Origin of the sequence: Sphingobium sp. BYY-5 (genome assembly GCF_022758885.1) — a bacterium.
Lineage (GTDB): Bacteria > Pseudomonadota > Alphaproteobacteria > Sphingomonadales > Sphingomonadaceae > Sphingobium.
On the sequence record NZ_JALEBH010000001.1, the window covers coordinates 1,856,374 to 1,872,920 of the forward strand.

Below are 16,547 nucleotides of genomic sequence, written 5' to 3' on the forward strand. Positions count from 1 at the left end.
TCCGCGTCTTTTACAGCGACGCAAAGTCGATCGGCGCGTGGCGGTCCAGCGTGCGGCTCTGGTCCTCCAGCGGATATTTGAGACCGCTGGCGCAGTTGAACAGCACCGCCCGTTCGTCGCGACCGATCAGCCCTTCATCCAGGGCGCGGCTGTAAGCGGCCAGCGTGGCGCCGCCCTCCGGGCATAGCAGCAATCCGTCATCCCGCGCGACATCGCGCACCGCCGCCGCAATCGCATCGTCCGACACGGCCAGTGCCGCGCCGCCGCTTTCTCGGACCGCGCGCAGGATCAGGAAGTCGCCCACCGCGCGCGGCACGCGAATGCCCATGGCGATGGTATGCGCGCCTTCCCAACGCTCAGCGAACTCGACGCCCTGTTCGAACGCGCGCACCATCGGCGCGCAACCTTCGGCCTGCACCGCGAACATTTTCGGCCGCTTCGATCCGATGAAACCGATCTTCTCCAATTCGTCGAACGCCTTCCACATGCCGATCAGGCCGGTGCCGCCGCCTGTGGGGTAGAAAATCGCGTCGGGCAGTTCCCAGCCAAGCTGCTCGGCCAGTTCCAGCCCCATCGTCTTCTTGCCCTCGATCCGATACGGCTCTTTCAGCGTCGAGAAGTCGAACCAACCACGCTCCTTCGCGCCCTGCCCTACGATCGCCCCACAATCGTCGATCAGGCCGTTGACGCGATAGACGCGCGCACCCTGCGCCGCGATCTCGCGCACATTCACTTCGGGCGTGTCGTCGGGGCAGAAGATCACCGCCTCCATCCCCGCCACAGCCGCATAGGCGGCCAGCGCCGCGCCGGCATTGCCGTTGGTCGGCATCGCAACCTGGGTCACGCCCAGTTCCTTCGCCATGGAAACAGCCATGACGAGGCCCCGCGCCTTGAAGGAGGCGGTCGGCAACCGGCCCTCATCCTTCGCCAGTAGATGCACGCCACCCAGCCGCGCGGCGGTGCGCGGCAGCGGGATAAGCGGGGTCGCATTCTCGCCAAGGCTGACGATATTGGATGTCCGGCGTACCGGCAGCAACTCGCGCCAGCGCCACAGGTCCATCGGCCGCTGCGCGATCGCTTCCTTCGTCAGCGTCGCACGCACACCGTCGAGGTCGTAGCGCACCAGAAGCGGCTTCCCCGCCGCCGACAGCCCATGCAGCCTGTCCGCCTCATAGCGCTCGCCGGTCAGCGAACATTCGAGATGGGTGACGAAAGTCGGCCGGTCGGTGGTGAGGTTGAGGTCGTGGCGCATCTGGGCCTCCCTGAATCCAAATCATCCTTCCCTGTAAGGGGAGGTGGCGGGGCGTAGCCCTGACGGAGGGGTGTCACCCTATCGATAGGGTGACACCCCTCCACCACTTCGTGGTCCCCCTCCCCTTACAGGGGAGGATTTCAGGCAGTTTACTCCGCCTTCTTCGCCACGCTCACCATGGCGGGGCGCAGCAGGCGGTCCTTGATCATGTAGCCGGCCTGCATCTCGACCAGGATGGTGCCCGGCTCGGCGTCGGTCGAGGGGACCTCCATCATCGCCTGATGCTTGTTGGGGTCGAGCGGCTGACCGACCGATTCCAGCTTGGTGATGCCGTTGCGGCCGAACACGCTTTCCAGTTCGCGACCGGTGGCTTCCAGACCGACGACCAGGCTCTTGAACTTCTCATCCTCGCGCAGATCGGCGGGGATGGTAGCCAACGCGCGGCTCAGATTGTCGGAAACCGACAGCATGTCGCGGGCAAAGCTGGTCGCGGCATAGGCCCGCGCATCAGCCAGTTCCTTCTCCAGCCGGCGGCGCACATTCTGCGTGTCGGCATGGGCGTAGAGAATGTCCTGCTTCGCGGTGGCGAGTTCCGCCTCCAGCGCGGCCAGCTTCTCGGCCGTGGCGTCTCCAGCGGGCGCCGCATCTTCCGGCAGCACGTCCACGACTTCGGTATTTTCCAGATTCTGTTTGTCTTCGCTCATCTCATCAATCTCGACAGCGTCTGTGCGGTGAAGTCCACCATGGGGATCACCCGCGCATAGTTCAAGCGCGTGGGGCCGATCACGCCGACTACGCCGACGACCCGGCCGTCCGCGCCACGGTAGGGGGCGGCTATGACCGAAGAACCCGACAGGGAAAAGAGCTTGTTTTCCGAGCCGATAAAGATTTTGGTCGCGCTGCCGGCCAGAGCGCCGCGCAGCAGGTCCAATATTTCCTGCTTGCCCTCCAGTTGCTCCAGCAATTGCCGCGCCCGCTCCAGGTCGGCGGCCGCGCCGTCATCCAGCAGGTGCGACTGGCCGCGCACGATCAGCACCGGCCGGTCGTCGGCGTCCTGCGACCAGATGGCGAGGCCACGGGCAACCAGGTCGCGCGCCGTATTATCCAGTACGTTGCGCTCCGCTTCCATCTCCCGCGCCAGCACCTCGCCCGCCTGGCGCAACGTCATGCCGCCAAAGCGCGCCGACATGAAATTGGCCGCTTCATTGAGCATCACGGGGCTGACACCGTCGGGCAGGTCGAGCACGCGATTTTCGACCGATCCATCATGCCCCACCAGCACGGCCAACGCCTGGCGCGCGTTCAGTGGCACGAAACCGAACTGGCGCAGCACCGGCTCATGCTTGGGCACCATGATGATGCCGGCGCAGGCGGACAGGCCGCTCAGGGTTGCGGTGGCGGCGGACAGCGCCTCCTCGATCGGCCCGCTTTCGGTGATGCCCGCCTCGATCGCGCGACGCTCCTCAACGGACGGTTCGGCCGCCTGCATCATGCCGTCGACGAACAGGCGCAGCCCCGTTTCGGTCGGCATCCGCCCGGCCGAGGTGTGCGGCGCGGCGAGCAGGCCCAGTTCCTCCAGATCCTGCATGACGTTGCGAATCGACGCGGGCGACAGGCTCAGCGCCGCGATCTTGCTGATGGTGCGCGACCCCACGGGCAGGCCCGTGCCCAGATAGCTTTCCACCACCAGGCGAAAAACGTCGCGCGCGCGATCATTCAATTCGGAGATCGGGATGACCGACATGATGTCTATCTAGAGCGATTTCTAGTCAGATGAAACATCAGACGACTCGGAAATCGCGGAAAACAGAGGAAATCACAGCAAGACGGCGCGTGCGCTCAAGACGGCTCATGGCGCGACCGCCTTGGGATTGAGCATGGGCTGCACGTCCAGGATCTTCGGCACCGACGCAATCGCGACACGCAACCTGCCATAGCGCGCGTCCATACAGCCGGACTGATATTCCAGGCGCGTCGCCGGCTGCCCCGGCCGGCTCCATTCGACCACATAATTGGGCATGTCGGTGGCGAAGCGCTCGCAATTGGCGCCCTGGGCGATTTTCCGGGTCGTGCCCGCCGCCGGACGATATGGCGCCAGCGTCGCGACAAGCTTGCGATATTGCGCCCTGGTCACGGTAAATCGCGTCGGCCCCGGCACGGAGGTGAAGCGTTCCGGCTGCAACAGGCCCGATCCGTCAGGCGACACCTGCATCGTATAGGCCGGGCAGGCGCCGAAGCAGCGCCCGGCGGTGAAGCGGATCATGTCCCCCGGCGCCTTGGGCGGTTCCAGCCCTTCCTGTTTCGCCAGGCACCCCGTCAACATCGCGCAGGCCATCAGCATCATTGTAAAATTGCGTCCCATCGCCCCCTCTTATCGCCAAATTGTCCGCATGGCACTGGCAAGAAGCGTCTTCGGGCGCTAAGCGGCCTGTTAAGTGCGCTTCCTGGCGCATTGGCGGCACCGGCGCTCGCAAGAGCATGTTGTCACCTGATCGTTTCGGAGAAATATTATGCGTCCTTCCGGCCGCGCGCCCGACCAGATGCGCGACATCACCATGGAACCCGGCTTCACCATCCATGCCGAAGGTAGCTGCCTCGTCAGCTTCGGCGACACGCGCGTGCTCTGCACCGCGTCGGTCGAGGAAAAGGTGCCCCCCTTCTTGCGCGGCAAGGGCCAGGGCTGGGTCACGGCCGAATATGGCATGTTGCCCCGCGCCACCCATACCCGCGGCAGCCGCGAGGCGGCCAAGGGCAAGCAGTCGGGCCGCACCCAGGAAATTCAGCGCCTGATCGGCCGTTCGCTGCGCACCGTGGTCGACATGAAGAAGCTGGGCGAGCGCCAGATCGTGATCGACTGCGACGTGATCCAGGCCGATGGCGGCACCCGCACCGCCGCCATTTCGGGCAGTTGGGTCGCGCTGCGCATCGCCGTGGACAAGTTGCTGGCGTCGGGCGCGCTCAGCGAAGACCCGATCATCCAGAAGGTCGCGGCGATCAGTTGCGGCATCTATGAAGGCACGCCGGTGCTCGACCTAGACTATGCCGAGGACAGCAACGCCGAAACCGACGCCAACCTGATCCTGACCGGCGACGGCAAGTTCGCCGAAGTGCAGGCCACGGCCGAAGGCGCGGCCTATGACGAGGAGGAACTGCTCCGCCTGCTCCGCCTCGCCCGCATCGGCTGCGCCCAGATTTTCGCCGCGCAGGACGCGGCAACGGGACGGTAAAAGGATTGAGCCTCCCCTCTCCTCCGTTCGGGCTGAGCCTGTCGAAGCCCCGCCTTTCTTCTTGAAAAAGAAGAACAGCCCTTCGACAAGCTCAGGGCGAACGGAATTTTTGGTTCGGGATTTAGGATAATCGCATCATGAGCGACGAATTCGGACAGGAACAGGCGATCCGCAAGCTCGCCCCCGGCAAGCTGGTGATCGCCAGCCATAATTCGGGCAAAATAAGGGAAATCGCGGAACTGCTCGGCCCCTATGGCATAGAGCCGATCTCCGCCGCCGCCCTGGACCTGCCCGAACCGGAAGAGACCGGCACCACCTTCATAGCAAACGCAGAGTTGAAGGCGATGCAGGCGGCCGACCTCAGCGGCCTGCCCGCGCTCGCCGACGACAGCGGCCTGTGCGTCGAAGCGCTGGGCGGCAACCCCGGCCTCTTCTCCGCCCGCTGGGCCGGCCCGACCAAGGATTTCGGCTTCGCCATGCAAAAAGTGTGGGACGGGATCGAAGCCAAGGGGCCGGACGCCGGCCACGACGCCCATTTCATCTGCGCCCTCGCCCTTGCCTGGCCCGACGGCCATGTCGAAGCGTTTGAGGGCCGGGTCGACGGCACGCTCGTCTGGCCGCCGCGCGGCGATAAGGGGTTCGGCTACGACCCGATGTTCGTGCCGCTGGGGTATGACATCAGCTTCGGCGAGATGGCGGCGGAAAAGAAGCACGCCATGAGCCATCGTGCCGACGCCTTCGCGCAACTGGTGAAGGCTGTGTTTTAACCGACATTCACTCCCCGCCGGCCACCGCCTTAGGCCCCGTATCCGGGTCCAGCGGTCCCTGTCCGAAGATATTGCCGGCCGGGAAATAGCGACAAACCAGATAGTCGGAACTGGCCCCCGCCGCCAGCGCACAGCCCAGCTTCTGCGTGCTCCTCCAGATCATCTGGGTGTAATGGGCGACATCCTGCCAGCGGCCGGTGGTGCTGATATTGGGTAGGCGACCGCCGCGCCGCATCAGGCGCTTTTCGTCGAGGAAGGCGCCCGCCATCACGTCATAGTCATACAGGCCGCGCGTCCCCATCCAGAGATTTTCGCCGCTGGGGATCGCCCGGCTGGCGCGACTCGAATGAGCGAACACGCCCGTCCGCGCCATCGTCCGGGCATAAAGGCGCGCATCGGCCGCCAGCGCGGCATCCCATTCCAGCGGAGGCAGGCCCAGCGATTCGCGCTCTTCATTATGCATGTCCAGCATGACGTCCCGCATCAGCCCGTCGTCGCGCTCCGCCTCCTCCATGCCGTAGGAAGCCGCGGATCGCGGCTGCGCGCCCGCGACGCCGGCAACCATCATCAGTCCCGCCGCACCTGCCCATAGCAGCGCGCGGCAAATCGGTTTAAGGCGCACCCCATCCATGTCGATCCACGATCCTTGCAACCCGTCGGCTCTTGCCGCTCCGCTCGCCTTATATGTGCATTGGCCCTTTTGTGTATCCAAATGTCCCTATTGCGATTTCAACAGCCACGTCCGGGACCGGATCGACACGGAAGCCTGGCGCGCCGGGCTGCTGGCGGACATGGCGCATGAAGCCGCGCTGACCGCTGGACGGCCGCTAACGTCCATCTTCTTCGGCGGCGGCACGCCTTCGCTGATGCCGCCCGCACTGGTTGCGGACCTGATCGCGGCAGCCGACCGCCATTGGGGTCTCGCGCCGGACATGGAGATCACGCTGGAGGCCAATCCCAATTCGGTCGAAACCGCCCGCTTCGCCGATCTTGCCGCCGCCGGGGTCAACCGCGTATCGCTCGGACTACAGGCGCTGGACAATGAAGCGCTCCATTTCCTCGGTCGCGCCCATGACGTGGCGGAGGGACTGGCCGCGCTCGACACCGCGCAGCGCGTGTTCGACCGGGTGAGCTTCGACCTCATCTACGCCCGCCCCGATCAAGGCGAAGCCGACTGGCGCGATGAGCTAGCCCGCGCCTTGTCCTTTGGCACCGGCCATCTCTCGCTCTATCAGTTGACGATCGAGCCGGGCACCCGCTTCGCCACGCTGGTGGCGCAAAACAAGCTGACGCCCGCCGATCCCGATCATGGCGCGACGCTCTACGAACTGACCCAGGCGATGACCGGCGAAGCGGGCATCCCCGCCTATGAGATCAGCAACCATGCCCGGCCCGGCCAGCAAAGCCGGCACAACCTCACCTATTGGCGCTATGGCGACTATGTCGGCATCGGCCCCGGCGCCCACGGCCGTCGCACGGGCCAGGCGACGCTGCGCCACAAGAAGCCGGAAAACTGGATGAGCGCGGTGGAGCGCAACGGCCATGGCACGCAAAGCGAGGATGCGCTGACCGGCGAAGACCGCGCGCGCGAAGCGCTGCTGATGGGGTTGCGCCTGGCCGAAGGGGTCGATCTGGACCGCATCGCCGCCCTGTCCGGGATCGGCGCCGCGCATCTGGTGGACGAACGCGCCATCGACCAGCTTATCGATATCGGCCTGCTCCACCGCAACGGGCCAAGGCTCCAGGTCGCGGCGGCAGGAATGCTGCTGCTCGACGCCATCCTGCCGGAAATCGTGATGGCCTGACGATCAGAGCGGCGCTCTACGCGCCCATCCGCGTCAGGGCTGTTCGGTCGCGCTGTTCTGCGATGATGGCACCGCATCCTTGCTCGTCATGGCGACGACCGGCGGCCCCTTCTGGATCGCGGCGGCGAGCTTGCCGACCGGTGCGCAGTCGGCCTTGCACAGCTTCTGCGCCTGCGCCAGCACCTCCTTGGCACGGGCGACTGCGCCCTTTTCCATCATCGCCTCGCCCTGCCCGGCCAGCGCGGTGATGTCGGTCGGGTCCAGCAGCAGCGCTTCCTTGTAGAGGCGAATCGCCTTGCCTTGCAGCCCCTGCACGCGCGCGACCTCGGCCAGTTCGACATAGGCGGAACGGTTGCGCGGATCGACCGCCAGCGCGCTTTCCAGCGCATCGGTCGCGCCGTCCAGATTGCCGGCCTTGCGCGCGCTTTCCCCCGCCCTCTGCCATTCGATCGACTGCGGGTTGATCTGGTTGTCAGGCTTCTGGCTCAGGCCCATGCTCGACACGGTGGTGAGAACGACGGCAAGGGCAATCGAGGCAGGGGTGAAACGCATTATAGTCTCCAGCCATGTTTCAGGCATTGATTCCAGCCCAAGGTTCAAACGGAAAGTGTCGCGGTTTTGCGCGCCTTTGTCCATGGTCCGTTTCAAGCCCCCCGCTTGAGCCGCGCGAAATAGAAGCCGTCGCTGCCATCATGTCCCGGCGTCAGCAACAGTCCCGCGCCATGCGTCCGCCCAACCGGCAGATCGATCGGCTCCGCCGTCCAACTGGCATGGCGGCCCAGGAAAGCATCGACCTGGCCACGCCCTTCCCGGTCGGTCAGCGCGCAGGTAGCATAAAGCAGCGTACCGCCCGGCGCCAGCAGCGGCGCGGCGAAATCGAGAATCCGGGCCTGTTCCGCGACGAGCCGGTCCAGCCGCGCCGGCGTCAACCGCCAGCGCGCCTCCGGATTGCGCCGCCAGGTGCCGGTGCCCGAACAGGGCGCATCGACCAGCACGACATCCGCCTGCCCTATCAACGGCTCCAGCCCGCGCGCCTCATGATTCTGGTCGAGCAGCAGCGTCTCGATAAAGGTCGCCCCGGCCCGCTGCGCGCGCGGCTCCAGCCGGGCAAGGCGCGACCGGATGGTGTCGGCGGCAATCAGCCGCCCCTCACCCGCCATGGCGGCGGCCAGCGCTAGCGTCTTGCCGCCCGCACCGGCGCACATATCCACGACCGTCATGCCCGGCCGCGCCGCGCAGGCGGCCGCGATCCACTGGCTGCCGGCATCCTGCACCTCGACCAGCCCATCCTTCCAGGCGTCATTCTGCTCGATCGGATGGCCCTCTGGCAGGCGCAGCGCGTCGGGCAGGCCCGCGATCGTCGTGGCGTCGAGCAACAGGGGAGCGACATCGGCCGTCACGGCCTTGAGCCGGTTGACCCGCAGATCGACGGGCGCACGGCCCAACAGCGCGTCCTGCTCGACGGGCGCGGCGATCAGGGGCTGGAGCCAGGCGGGCACCGCGCCCGCTTCCGCCCCGGCCTCACCCGGCTCGATCGGCGCGGGCGCATGGGCCGATCCGTCGAACAGGGCAGCAATCTCCGGCCGCTCCCACGCCAGCCCGATCATCGCCGCGCGTCCATGGTCGGGCCGTTCGGCAGCACGGCGGATCGCATCATAGACATGGTCACGCACCGCCCGCCGGTCGCGCGACCCAGCATAGCGCCGCTCCTTGAAATAGCGGGCGATCAGCGTATCGGCCGCCGGCCCGCCATCGCGCGCCGACGCGATGATGAGGTCCAGCAGATCGATCGCGGCCTGGATGCGGGCGGAGGGGGTCATCTTTACCTTCCCCCCTCCCTTCCAGGGAGGGGCCGGGGGTGGGTGCCTCCGAAGGAGGCTCGCTACGCTCGCACCCACCCCTAACCCCTCCCTAAGAAGGGAGGGGAATGTTTATTTACCGCGTCGGATAATTGGGCGCTTCCCGCGTGATGGTGACATCATGGACATGGCTTTCCGACAGCCCGGCATTGGTGATCTGGACGAAGCGGGCGCGTTCCTGCAGGTCCGTGATCGTGCGGCTGCCGGTATAGCCCATCGCCGCCTTCACGCCGCCGACAAGCTGGTGGATGACGTCCTTGGCCGGTCCCTTGAACGGCACCTGACCCTCAATGCCTTCGGGCACCAGCTTCATCTGGTCCTTGATGTCCGCCTGGAAATAGCGGTCAGCGCTGCCGCGCGCCATGGCGCCGACGCTGCCCATGCCGCGATAGCTCTTATAGGCGCGGCCCTGATAGAGGAACGTCTCGCCCGGCGCTTCGGTCGTGCCCGCCAGCAGCGACCCGACCATGACGCAGCCCGCACCCGCCGCCAGCGCCTTCGCCACGTCGCCCGACGTGCGCAGGCCGCCATCGGCGATCACCGGCACGCCATGCCTGGCGGCTTCCTCCGCCGAATCCATGACGGCGGTCAACTGTGGCACGCCCACGCCCGCGACGACGCGGGTGGTGCAGATGGAGCCGGGACCGATGCCGACCTTCACACAGTCCGCGCCCGCATCGATCAGCGCCTTGGTCGCTTCGGCGGTGGCGACGTTGCCGGCCACGACCTGGACGTGGTTGGACAGCTTCTTCACCGCCTCGACCGCGACCGCAACCTGCTTGCTGTGGCCATGGGCGGTGTCGATGACGATCAGGTCGCATTCGGCGTCGATCAGCGCCTTGCTGCGTTCCAGCCCCTTCTCACCCACGGTGGTGGCGGCGGCGACGCGCAGGCGGCCCGTGCTGTCCTTGGTCGCCTGAGGATAGGTGACGGCCTTCTCGATATCCTTGACAGTGATGAGGCCGACGCAATGATAGCTGTCATCGACCACCAGCAGCTTTTCGATCCGGCGCTGGTGCAGCAGGCGCTGCGCCTCTTCCTGGTCGACGCCGACCTTGACCGTGGCGAGATTGTCTCTGGTCATCAGTTCGCTGACCGGTTGCTTCGGGTTTTCGGCGAAACGGGTGTCGCGATGGGTCAGGATGCCGACTAGCTTGCCGCTCGATTCGACGACGGGAATGCCGCTGATCTTGTGGCGCTGCATCAGCATCTGCGCATCGGCCAGCGTGGCGCTGGGCAGAATGGTGATGGGATTGACCACCATGCCGCTTTCGAACCGCTTGACCGCGCGCACCGCGTCGGCCTGTTCCTCGACCGACAGGTTGCGGTGAAGCACACCGATGCCGCCGAGCTGCGCCATGACGATCGCCATGTCGGCCTCCGTCACCGTGTCCATGGCGGACGACAGGATCGGGATGTTGAGCTTGATCGCCCGCGTCACATAGGTGCTGGTGTCCGCCTGGCTGGGCAACACATCGGATTCGCCGGGCTGCAACAGCACGTCGTCAAAGGTGAGACCAAGGCGGATATCCATGGGGCAAGCCACTTTCTGCTGCGGGGTCGGCGCCAATAGGTCGGCGCATTCCGGGGGAATTTGTGGCGGCCCATGTAACCACTCCGGGGCCAAACGGCCAGACCCCTTGTATCATTTTATTGCGGCGCGATGGCGCGGGACCAAACGGATGCCCAGCAGCATCAAAACTATGATGCCGTAGAAAAGGGGATCGCGATGATCCGCCTTCACCAGCAGATAGAAATGTGCGACCCCCATGATCGCGATCGGATAGATAGCGCGATGGAGCCGCAGCCAGGATCGTGGCGCCATGCGCCGCCGGATCCTGTTGATCGACGTGATCGCCAGTGGCACCAGCAGTAGGAAGGCCGCCATGCCGATGGTGATATAGGGACGCTTCACGATATCCTTGACGATGGTGGGCCAGTCGAGCGCCTGATCCACGAAAATATAGGTCGACAGGTGAAGGCAGGCATAGGCGAAGGCCCACAGGCCGATGCGACGGCGATAAAGCAGTGCGCGCCGCCATCCTGAAAACCGCGCAAGGGGACTGAGCGCTAGGGTCAGGCAGAGAAAGCGCAATGCCCATAGCCCCAGTTCGCGCAGAACATACTCGACAGGATTCGCCGTCAGCGCGTCAGCAAAGCCCTGACCAACGAGGATCAGGAGCGGCATCACGCATAATAGCCAGATCAGGCCGGATTCCACCTGGCGCGAAAGGGCGCCCGACGTCCGGGCCATCAATAGAGCGTGCGCGGGTCCAGGCCGCGATAAAGCCCCGCCACCTGATCGCCATAGCCATTGAACGGCAGGGTCTTGCGGCGGAAAAATTCGCCGATCCGCCGCTCCTTGGCCTGCGACCAGCGGGGATGGTCCACGTCCGGGTTCACATTGCCGTAAAATCCATATTCGCGCGGCGCGAGCAGATTCCAGCTCGTCTTGGGGCGATTGGCGGTAAACTGGATGCGCACGATCGACTTGATGCCTTTGAACCCGTATTTCCAAGGCACCACTAGCCGGATCGGCGCGCCATTCTGATTGGGCAGGGTCTGGCCATAGAGGCCGACGGCCATCAGCGTCAGCGGATTGAGCGCCTCATCCAATCGCAGCGCTTCCTGATAGGGCCAATTCAATATGTCGCTGCGCTGACCGGGCATTTGCCGGGAATCCCGCAAAGTCTGGAAAGCGACATATTTGGCCTGGCTGGTCGGTGCCGCTGCCTTGATGAGACTGGCCAGCGGAAATCCGACCCAGGGAATGACCATCGACCAGGCTTCGACGCAGCGCATCCGATAGATGCGTTCCTCCAGCGGAAAACGGCGGATCAGGTCGTCGACCCCATATTGGCCCGGCTTGTCGCACAGGCCCGCCACAATCACCGTCCAGGGGCGGGTTTTCATCATCTTGGCGTAGCGCGCCGGGTCACTCTTATCGGTCCCGAATTCGTAGAAATTATTATAGCCCGTGACGTCCTTCAACGGAGTCTTGTCCTCATCGATCGCCATGCGGTTGGGGCGGTATTTCAGCGCCGCCGCCTGCGCCGACGACGCGCCGATCAGCGATGCCGCACCCACGCCCGCGGAGCCGAGGACAAATTCCCGGCGGCGCAGGTAAAGGCCATGGTCAGTGACGTCGCAATCCTTGAAGTCCGTTGGAGGACGAATAAGCACGCGGAGTCTCCTGGCCGATTGCTGCTTTCGATAGATGACTGTTACTGAACGCAGCAGGAACGGGTGCGATCCCACGGACATGGGCCAAAAGACATGACCCAGAGGACATACCGCTTGCGATCCAGCACCGGCCTTCGCCACAACGAAAGAAGGGCGTGGCCGATGGCCGCGCCCTTCTTCGTTCAATCCTCTGGATGCATCCTTACGCCCCAGCCGGCGACGCTTCGCCGAACGGCCCCTTGCGCTTGCGGATACGCGGGATGGACGAACCCGCCGCCGGGATCACCGAAGGCTTAATCGTGGTGCCGTCGTCGCGGGTGATCTCACCCTTTTCCAGCAACACCCGGATTTCCTCGCCGCTCAGCGTCTCATATTCCAGCATCGCGTTGGCGAGCAGATGGAGCTGGTCCTCATGGCTCTTGAGCAAATCCTGCGCGCGGGCATAGCCCTGCTCCACCAGACCGCGAATTTCCTTGTCGATCAGCTTCGCCGTCTCATCCGACATATGGGTGCGCTGGCTCTGCGAATAGCCGAGGAAGGTCTCGCCCTGCTGCTCTTCGTACTGAAGCGGCCCCAGCTTGTCCGACATGCCCCATTGCGTGACCATGTCGCGCGCCAGCCGGGTCGCGTACTGGATGTCGCCCGAAGCGCCGCTCGACACCTTGTCATAGCCGAAGATGATCTCCTCGGCGACGCGCCCGCCCATGGCGACGGCCATGTTCGCGTGCATCTTGTCGCGGTGATAGCTGTAGCTGTCCCGCTCCGGCAGGCGCATCACCATGCCCAGCGCGCGGCCGCGTGGGATGATCGTCGCCTTGTGGATCGGGTCCGACGCCGGCTCATGGACCGACACGATGGCATGGCCGGCCTCATGATAGGCGGTCATCTTCTTTTCATCGTCGGTCATGACCATGGACCGGCGCTCCGCACCCATCATCACCTTGTCCTTGGCCGATTCGAACTCGTCCATCGCGACCAGACGCTTGCCCCGACGCGCCGCCATCAGCGCCGCTTCGTTGACCAGGTTGGCGAGGTCGGCGCCGGAGAAGCCCGGCGTACCGCGCGCGATGACGCGCGGTTCGACGTCGGGCGCCAGCGGCACCTTCTTCATATGAACGGCAAGGATCTTCTCGCGGCCCTCGATGTCGGGACGGGGCACCACGACCTGACGGTCGAAGCGGCCCGGACGCAGCAGCGCAGGGTCCAACACGTCGGGGCGGTTGGTTGCCGCGACGATGATGATGCCCTCATTCGCCTCGAAACCGTCCATCTCGACCAGCAACTGATTCAGCGTCTGCTCGCGCTCGTCATTGCCATTGCCAAGACCCGCTCCGCGATGGCGACCCACCGCGTCGATTTCGTCGATGAAGACGATGCAGGGCGCGTTCTTCTTGGCCTGCTCGAACATGTCGCGGACACGGCTTGCACCGACGCCGACGAACATCTCGACGAAATCCGAACCCGAAATGGTGAAGAAGGGCACGCCCGCCTCACCCGCGATCGCGCGGGCCAGCAGCGTCTTGCCGGTGCCGGGCGAGCCGACCAGCAGCGCGCCCTTGGGGATCTTGCCGCCCAGGCGTGCGAATTTGGTCGGGTCCTTCAGGAACTCGACGATTTCCTGCAATTCTTCGCGCGCTTCATCGATGCCAGCGACGTCATCGAACGTCACCTTGCCATGCTTTTCGGTCAGCAGCTTGGCTTTGGACTTGCCAAATCCCATGGCTCCACCGGCACCGCCGCCCTTCTGCATCTGACGCAGCACGAAGAAAGCGATGCCCAGGATCAGCAGGAACGGCAACGACTGGTAGATCAGGATCATCCAGAAGCTGGGCTGCGCCTCTGCCTGACCCGAATATTTGACGTTATAGTCGTCCAGCAGGCCGGTGAGGCCCGGATCGGCGACAGGCAGGGTCGAGAATTTCTGGCCGCTCGACAGCGTGCCCGAAATCTTGTCCGGCGCGATGGCGACGTCCTTGACCTGCCCTTCCTGCACCTTGGCGCGAAATTCGGAATAGGCGATCTCACTGCCCGGCGCGCCCACCGGGCGGTCGAACATGGACACGAACAGCAGCAGGGCGACGATAACGCCGGCCCAAATCATCGCGCTCTTGATCCAGGGATTGCCCTGCGGGTCTTTCTCGTCGTTCATCATCACTCTCTTTCACCCGCCAAGATAGGGCGCGCCCGTAAAAGCGCAAGCGGATGCGCGTGATGGTCAACCGCCAAGGGTCGCCGAAATCGCGATACAGCCCAGCGCGATCGCCGCGCCCGCCGACAGGCCACATAGAAGATAGCCCATATAGAGCAGCAGCGGCGGATGCGGTTTACGCAGCCGATAGTTCCGTTGCGCCGCCGAAAGGATCACGCTCGCCAGCAGGCCGTAGGTCAGGGCCGCAAATTCCATCATTCTCTTAATGTATCCCCGCAGAAATCGCGGATCGGTTAACCATAGCAGGCTTCAAGAAAACATCATTGCACTGCAGCAAAGCGGCAAGCCGTGAGAGTCGCGCGCCTAGCCGTGGAACCATTGCGTAACGATCAGCGGCGCGGCGGGGCCGGCATCAATGTCCAGGCCACTCCCCCCTTCAGCAGCCATGCGCCGAGACTCGCCTGCCCCCCGATTGCGGCGGCGGCGATCGCCCGATCCAGAGACTCGCCACGAAGCGGCAAGGCATCGGGCGCAACCCGTTCCAGCATGACCAGCACCAGCCGCCGCAGATATTCGCGTGGCAGGTCCGTCTGGTCGAGCCGACAACCCGCGCCGTCCGCCCGCACATGCTGCGCCGCAAGATCGGCGACGCTCCACTCCAGCGCCACCTCCGCCTCCGCCAGCGCCGCCGCGCTCCGCGCCGCCGCCTCGGCATCCAGCCAGTCGGCCCGCGCCAACGCAGACCGGATCAGCGCCCGGTCGAACCGCGGATCGGCATTGGACGGATCATGGACATGGGGCAGCCCCTGCACATCAACCAGCGCCTGGAGCGCCGCCTTGCGCACGCCCAGCAGCGGCCGGATCACGCGCCCCGACCGCCCCCGTACCCCGGCAAGGCCACCGACGCCCGATCCCCGGTTGAGCCGCATGACCATGGTTTCCAGTTGGTCGTCGGCATGATGCGCGGTCATGATCCAGTCGATGCCGCGTTCGACGCGCCACGACTCGATCCGGGCATAACGCTGCCCGCGTGCCCAGGCCTGCACATTGCCGGAAATCGGCGCATCAGGCGCCAGCACCCTATGATCGATGCCCTGCCCGGCACACCAGCGCCCGACCATCACCGCCTCCTCCGCCGATTCCGGGCGCAGCCCATGATCCAGCGTCACCGCCGCAACGCGCCCCGGAAAGGCGCGCGCCGCCAGGTACAGCAAGGCCATGCTGTCCGGCCCGCCCGACACGGCAATGCCATAGCGCGCCGCCGGATCGCCACCGGCCAGCGCGTCCACCGCCGCGATCAGCCGGGCTTCCAGCGCCGCCCAGCCCTGGTCGTCGTTTAGCTGCACTTCGCCTTGACGCGGCCCTTGTCCATCATGCCGCGCTGGCTGGCCGACAGGCTCGATCCATAGACCTGCTCCAGTTCCTGATAGACCTTGCAGGCGTCGGCCGGCTTCTTGAGCTGGATCAGCGCCTCACCCAGATAGGTCAGGCTGTCGGCAGCGCGGTCGCCGCGCGGCCGCTTCTGGTAATTTTCGTAAAAGGCGACCGAGGCGAGCGCGGGCTTGCCATCGTCCAGATAGGCGCGACCCAGCAGGTTGGCGGCCCGGCTGCCTACCGTGCCGTCACCATATTTGTCGACGGTGGCCTTCAACTGCGCCTGCGCCTCAGGATAGAATTTGCCGTCCCACAGCCGGAAGCCATAGCTGTAGCTGTCCATCGCCGCATCGCCGCTATTGGGGCGCTCGATCGCCGCTACAGCGGCCTTGCGCTCCTCGCTCGCCGGTGCGGCGCTCGCGGTCGGCTTGGTCGCGGCCGGCGTCGGCTCTATGGGCGTGGATGTGGTTGGCCGCACGGCGGGCGGCGTCGTGTCCGGCGGCGACAGGCGGCTGTCCGTCTCGGCCTTATATTTGTTGAACGCTTCCTCCAGTTGGCGGAGCTTGAAGCTGGTTTCCTCCACCTGTCCGGTGATCGACGCGAGTTGCGATTCCAGCGCGCCGACCCGCGCGGTCAGATCCGAGATCGGTGTGCCGGCCGGCGAACCAGGCGCGACCGTGGGTGTCGTCGGACGGGTAATTTCCGCTTCCAACGGCGCGCCGGCGGGGAAAACCTTGCGCTGCACGGCGCGCATTTCCTTCTCCAACCGGTCGACCCGCACTTCAACCCCACCGCTCTGAGCGGCGGCCGGCGGCGCGATCGCAAGAAGCGCGCCCCCTAGCAAAGCTGAGGTCGCGAAAAAGGCGTGACGCATGATAATCCCCGACAAAAATTCAGGCCTTAACCATAAGCCCTTATTCCGCGCGGTAAA

17 protein-coding genes are annotated in these 16,547 nt (G+C 65.3%); 3 read left to right on the forward strand and 14 right to left on the reverse strand.

Going from position 1 to position 16,547, the window contains the following annotated elements; translation table 11 throughout:
* Nucleotides 1–10 precede the first annotated feature (10 nt).
* The 4 genes from MOK15_RS08880 to MOK15_RS08895 all read right to left on the reverse strand — a co-directional run bounded on the left by MOK15_RS08880 (nt 11) and on the right by MOK15_RS08895 (nt 3,596).
* Nucleotides 11–1,252: a threonine synthase gene (locus MOK15_RS08880; protein WP_242931278.1), complete on the reverse strand. Its 1,242-nt coding sequence runs from the start codon at nt 1,250–1,252 to the stop codon at nt 11–13.
* A 149-nt stretch (nt 1,253–1,401) separates the two neighbouring features.
* Entirely contained in the window at nt 1,402–1,956 is a 555-nt protein-coding gene (gene grpE, locus MOK15_RS08885) for a nucleotide exchange factor GrpE (RefSeq protein WP_242931279.1), read from the reverse strand.
* Complete coding sequence (gene hrcA / locus MOK15_RS08890; protein WP_242931280.1) at nt 1,953–2,996, reverse strand: heat-inducible transcriptional repressor HrcA; 1,044 nt, start codon at nt 2,994–2,996, stop codon at nt 1,953–1,955. The genes grpE and hrcA overlap by 4 nt, the downstream gene beginning before the upstream one ends.
* Before the next feature lie 105 nt (nt 2,997–3,101).
* Complete coding sequence (locus MOK15_RS08895) at nt 3,102–3,596, reverse strand: DUF6438 domain-containing protein (protein ID WP_242931281.1); 495 nt, start codon at nt 3,594–3,596, stop codon at nt 3,102–3,104.
* A gap of 166 nt (nt 3,597–3,762) precedes the next feature.
* Between MOK15_RS08895 and rph the strand changes: the two genes are divergently transcribed.
* Nucleotides 3,763–4,479 (forward strand): ribonuclease PH, encoded by a 717-nt coding sequence (gene rph / locus MOK15_RS08900; RefSeq protein WP_242931282.1) that lies wholly within the window; start codon nt 3,763–3,765, stop codon nt 4,477–4,479.
* Between the two features lie 137 nt (nt 4,480–4,616).
* Nucleotides 4,617–5,246, forward strand: coding sequence for an RdgB/HAM1 family non-canonical purine NTP pyrophosphatase (gene rdgB / locus MOK15_RS08905; protein WP_242931283.1), 630 nt, complete (start codon nt 4,617–4,619; stop codon nt 5,244–5,246).
* Between the two features lie 7 nt (nt 5,247–5,253).
* Here rdgB and MOK15_RS08910 read toward each other — a convergent pair whose 3' ends face one another.
* Nucleotides 5,254–5,814, reverse strand: coding sequence for a CAP domain-containing protein (locus MOK15_RS08910; RefSeq protein WP_242932696.1), 561 nt, complete (start codon nt 5,812–5,814; stop codon nt 5,254–5,256).
* A gap of 61 nt (nt 5,815–5,875) precedes the next feature.
* On the opposite strand from MOK15_RS08910, the gene hemW reads away from it, so the two are divergent.
* Nucleotides 5,876–7,051: a radical SAM family heme chaperone HemW gene (gene hemW, locus MOK15_RS08915; RefSeq protein ID WP_242931284.1), complete on the forward strand. Its 1,176-nt coding sequence runs from the start codon at nt 5,876–5,878 to the stop codon at nt 7,049–7,051.
* 33 nt (nt 7,052–7,084) lie between these two features.
* On the opposite strand, the gene MOK15_RS08920 is transcribed toward hemW, so the two are convergent.
* From MOK15_RS08920 to MOK15_RS08960, 9 genes are all read right to left on the reverse strand, one after another.
* Entirely contained in the window at nt 7,085–7,603 is a 519-nt protein-coding gene (locus MOK15_RS08920) for a tetratricopeptide repeat protein (protein ID WP_242931285.1), read from the reverse strand.
* A 92-nt stretch (nt 7,604–7,695) separates the two neighbouring features.
* Complete coding sequence (locus MOK15_RS08925; protein WP_242931286.1) at nt 7,696–8,871, reverse strand: RsmB/NOP family class I SAM-dependent RNA methyltransferase; 1,176 nt, start codon at nt 8,869–8,871, stop codon at nt 7,696–7,698.
* A gap of 115 nt (nt 8,872–8,986) precedes the next feature.
* Complete coding sequence (gene guaB / locus MOK15_RS08930) at nt 8,987–10,444, reverse strand: IMP dehydrogenase (RefSeq protein ID WP_242931287.1); 1,458 nt, start codon at nt 10,442–10,444, stop codon at nt 8,987–8,989.
* A 111-nt stretch (nt 10,445–10,555) separates the two neighbouring features.
* Nucleotides 10,556–11,164, reverse strand: coding sequence for a protein-methionine-sulfoxide reductase heme-binding subunit MsrQ (locus MOK15_RS08935; protein WP_242931288.1), 609 nt, complete (start codon nt 11,162–11,164; stop codon nt 10,556–10,558).
* Nucleotides 11,164–12,093 (reverse strand): protein-methionine-sulfoxide reductase catalytic subunit MsrP, encoded by a 930-nt coding sequence (gene msrP, locus MOK15_RS08940; protein ID WP_242931289.1) that lies wholly within the window; start codon nt 12,091–12,093, stop codon nt 11,164–11,166. The genes MOK15_RS08935 and msrP overlap by 1 nt, the downstream gene beginning before the upstream one ends.
* A 202-nt stretch (nt 12,094–12,295) precedes the next feature.
* The gene (gene ftsH, locus MOK15_RS08945; protein ID WP_242932697.1) at nt 12,296–14,242 is read right to left on the reverse strand and encodes an ATP-dependent zinc metalloprotease FtsH; all 1,947 of its coding nucleotides are present in this window, start codon (nt 14,240–14,242) and stop codon (nt 12,296–12,298) included.
* A 66-nt stretch (nt 14,243–14,308) separates the two neighbouring features.
* Nucleotides 14,309–14,500: a hypothetical protein gene (locus MOK15_RS08950; RefSeq protein ID WP_242931290.1), complete on the reverse strand. Its 192-nt coding sequence runs from the start codon at nt 14,498–14,500 to the stop codon at nt 14,309–14,311.
* 131 nt (nt 14,501–14,631) lie between these two features.
* Nucleotides 14,632–15,588 carry a tRNA lysidine(34) synthetase TilS gene (gene tilS, locus MOK15_RS08955; RefSeq protein ID WP_242931291.1) on the reverse strand — a complete coding sequence of 319 codons (957 nt, stop codon included), beginning with the start codon at nt 15,586–15,588 and terminating at the stop codon, nt 14,632–14,634.
* Nucleotides 15,579–16,490, reverse strand: a complete 912-nt coding sequence (locus tag MOK15_RS08960; protein WP_242931292.1) for a hypothetical protein — start codon at nt 16,488–16,490, stop codon at nt 15,579–15,581. Before MOK15_RS08960 ends, tilS begins: the two co-directional genes overlap by 10 nt.
* Nucleotides 16,491–16,547: the final 57 nt, after the last annotated feature.

What these genes read in the sequence shown, in the direction of transcription:
- rdgB (WP_242931283.1), top strand. Translation starts at nt 4,617, where the DNA reads ATGAGCGACGAATTCGGACAGGAACAGGCGATCCGCAAGCTCGCCCCC.
- MOK15_RS08880 (WP_242931278.1), bottom strand. Translation starts at nt 1,252, where the DNA reads ATGCGCCACGACCTCAACCTCACCACCGACCGGCCGACTTTCGTCACC.
- MOK15_RS08920 (WP_242931285.1), bottom strand. Translation starts at nt 7,603, where the DNA reads ATGCGTTTCACCCCTGCCTCGATTGCCCTTGCCGTCGTTCTCACCACC.
- rph (WP_242931282.1), top strand. Translation starts at nt 3,763, where the DNA reads ATGCGTCCTTCCGGCCGCGCGCCCGACCAGATGCGCGACATCACCATG.
- hemW (WP_242931284.1), top strand. Translation starts at nt 5,876, where the DNA reads ATGTCGATCCACGATCCTTGCAACCCGTCGGCTCTTGCCGCTCCGCTC.
- MOK15_RS08950 (WP_242931290.1), bottom strand. Translation starts at nt 14,500, where the DNA reads ATGATGGAATTTGCGGCCCTGACCTACGGCCTGCTGGCGAGCGTGATC.
- hrcA (WP_242931280.1), bottom strand. Translation starts at nt 2,996, where the DNA reads ATGTCGGTCATCCCGATCTCCGAATTGAATGATCGCGCGCGCGACGTT.
- MOK15_RS08935 (WP_242931288.1), bottom strand. Translation starts at nt 11,164, where the DNA reads ATGGCCCGGACGTCGGGCGCCCTTTCGCGCCAGGTGGAATCCGGCCTG.
- guaB (WP_242931287.1), bottom strand. Translation starts at nt 10,444, where the DNA reads ATGGATATCCGCCTTGGTCTCACCTTTGACGACGTGCTGTTGCAGCCC.
- MOK15_RS08925 (WP_242931286.1), bottom strand. Translation starts at nt 8,871, where the DNA reads ATGACCCCCTCCGCCCGCATCCAGGCCGCGATCGATCTGCTGGACCTC.
- MOK15_RS08960 (WP_242931292.1), bottom strand. Translation starts at nt 16,490, where the DNA reads ATGCGTCACGCCTTTTTCGCGACCTCAGCTTTGCTAGGGGGCGCGCTT.
- grpE (WP_242931279.1), bottom strand. Translation starts at nt 1,956, where the DNA reads ATGAGCGAAGACAAACAGAATCTGGAAAATACCGAAGTCGTGGACGTG.
- MOK15_RS08910 (WP_242932696.1), bottom strand. Translation starts at nt 5,814, where the DNA reads ATGATGGTTGCCGGCGTCGCGGGCGCGCAGCCGCGATCCGCGGCTTCC.
- MOK15_RS08895 (WP_242931281.1), bottom strand. Translation starts at nt 3,596, where the DNA reads ATGATGCTGATGGCCTGCGCGATGTTGACGGGGTGCCTGGCGAAACAG.
- ftsH (WP_242932697.1), bottom strand. Translation starts at nt 14,242, where the DNA reads ATGAACGACGAGAAAGACCCGCAGGGCAATCCCTGGATCAAGAGCGCG.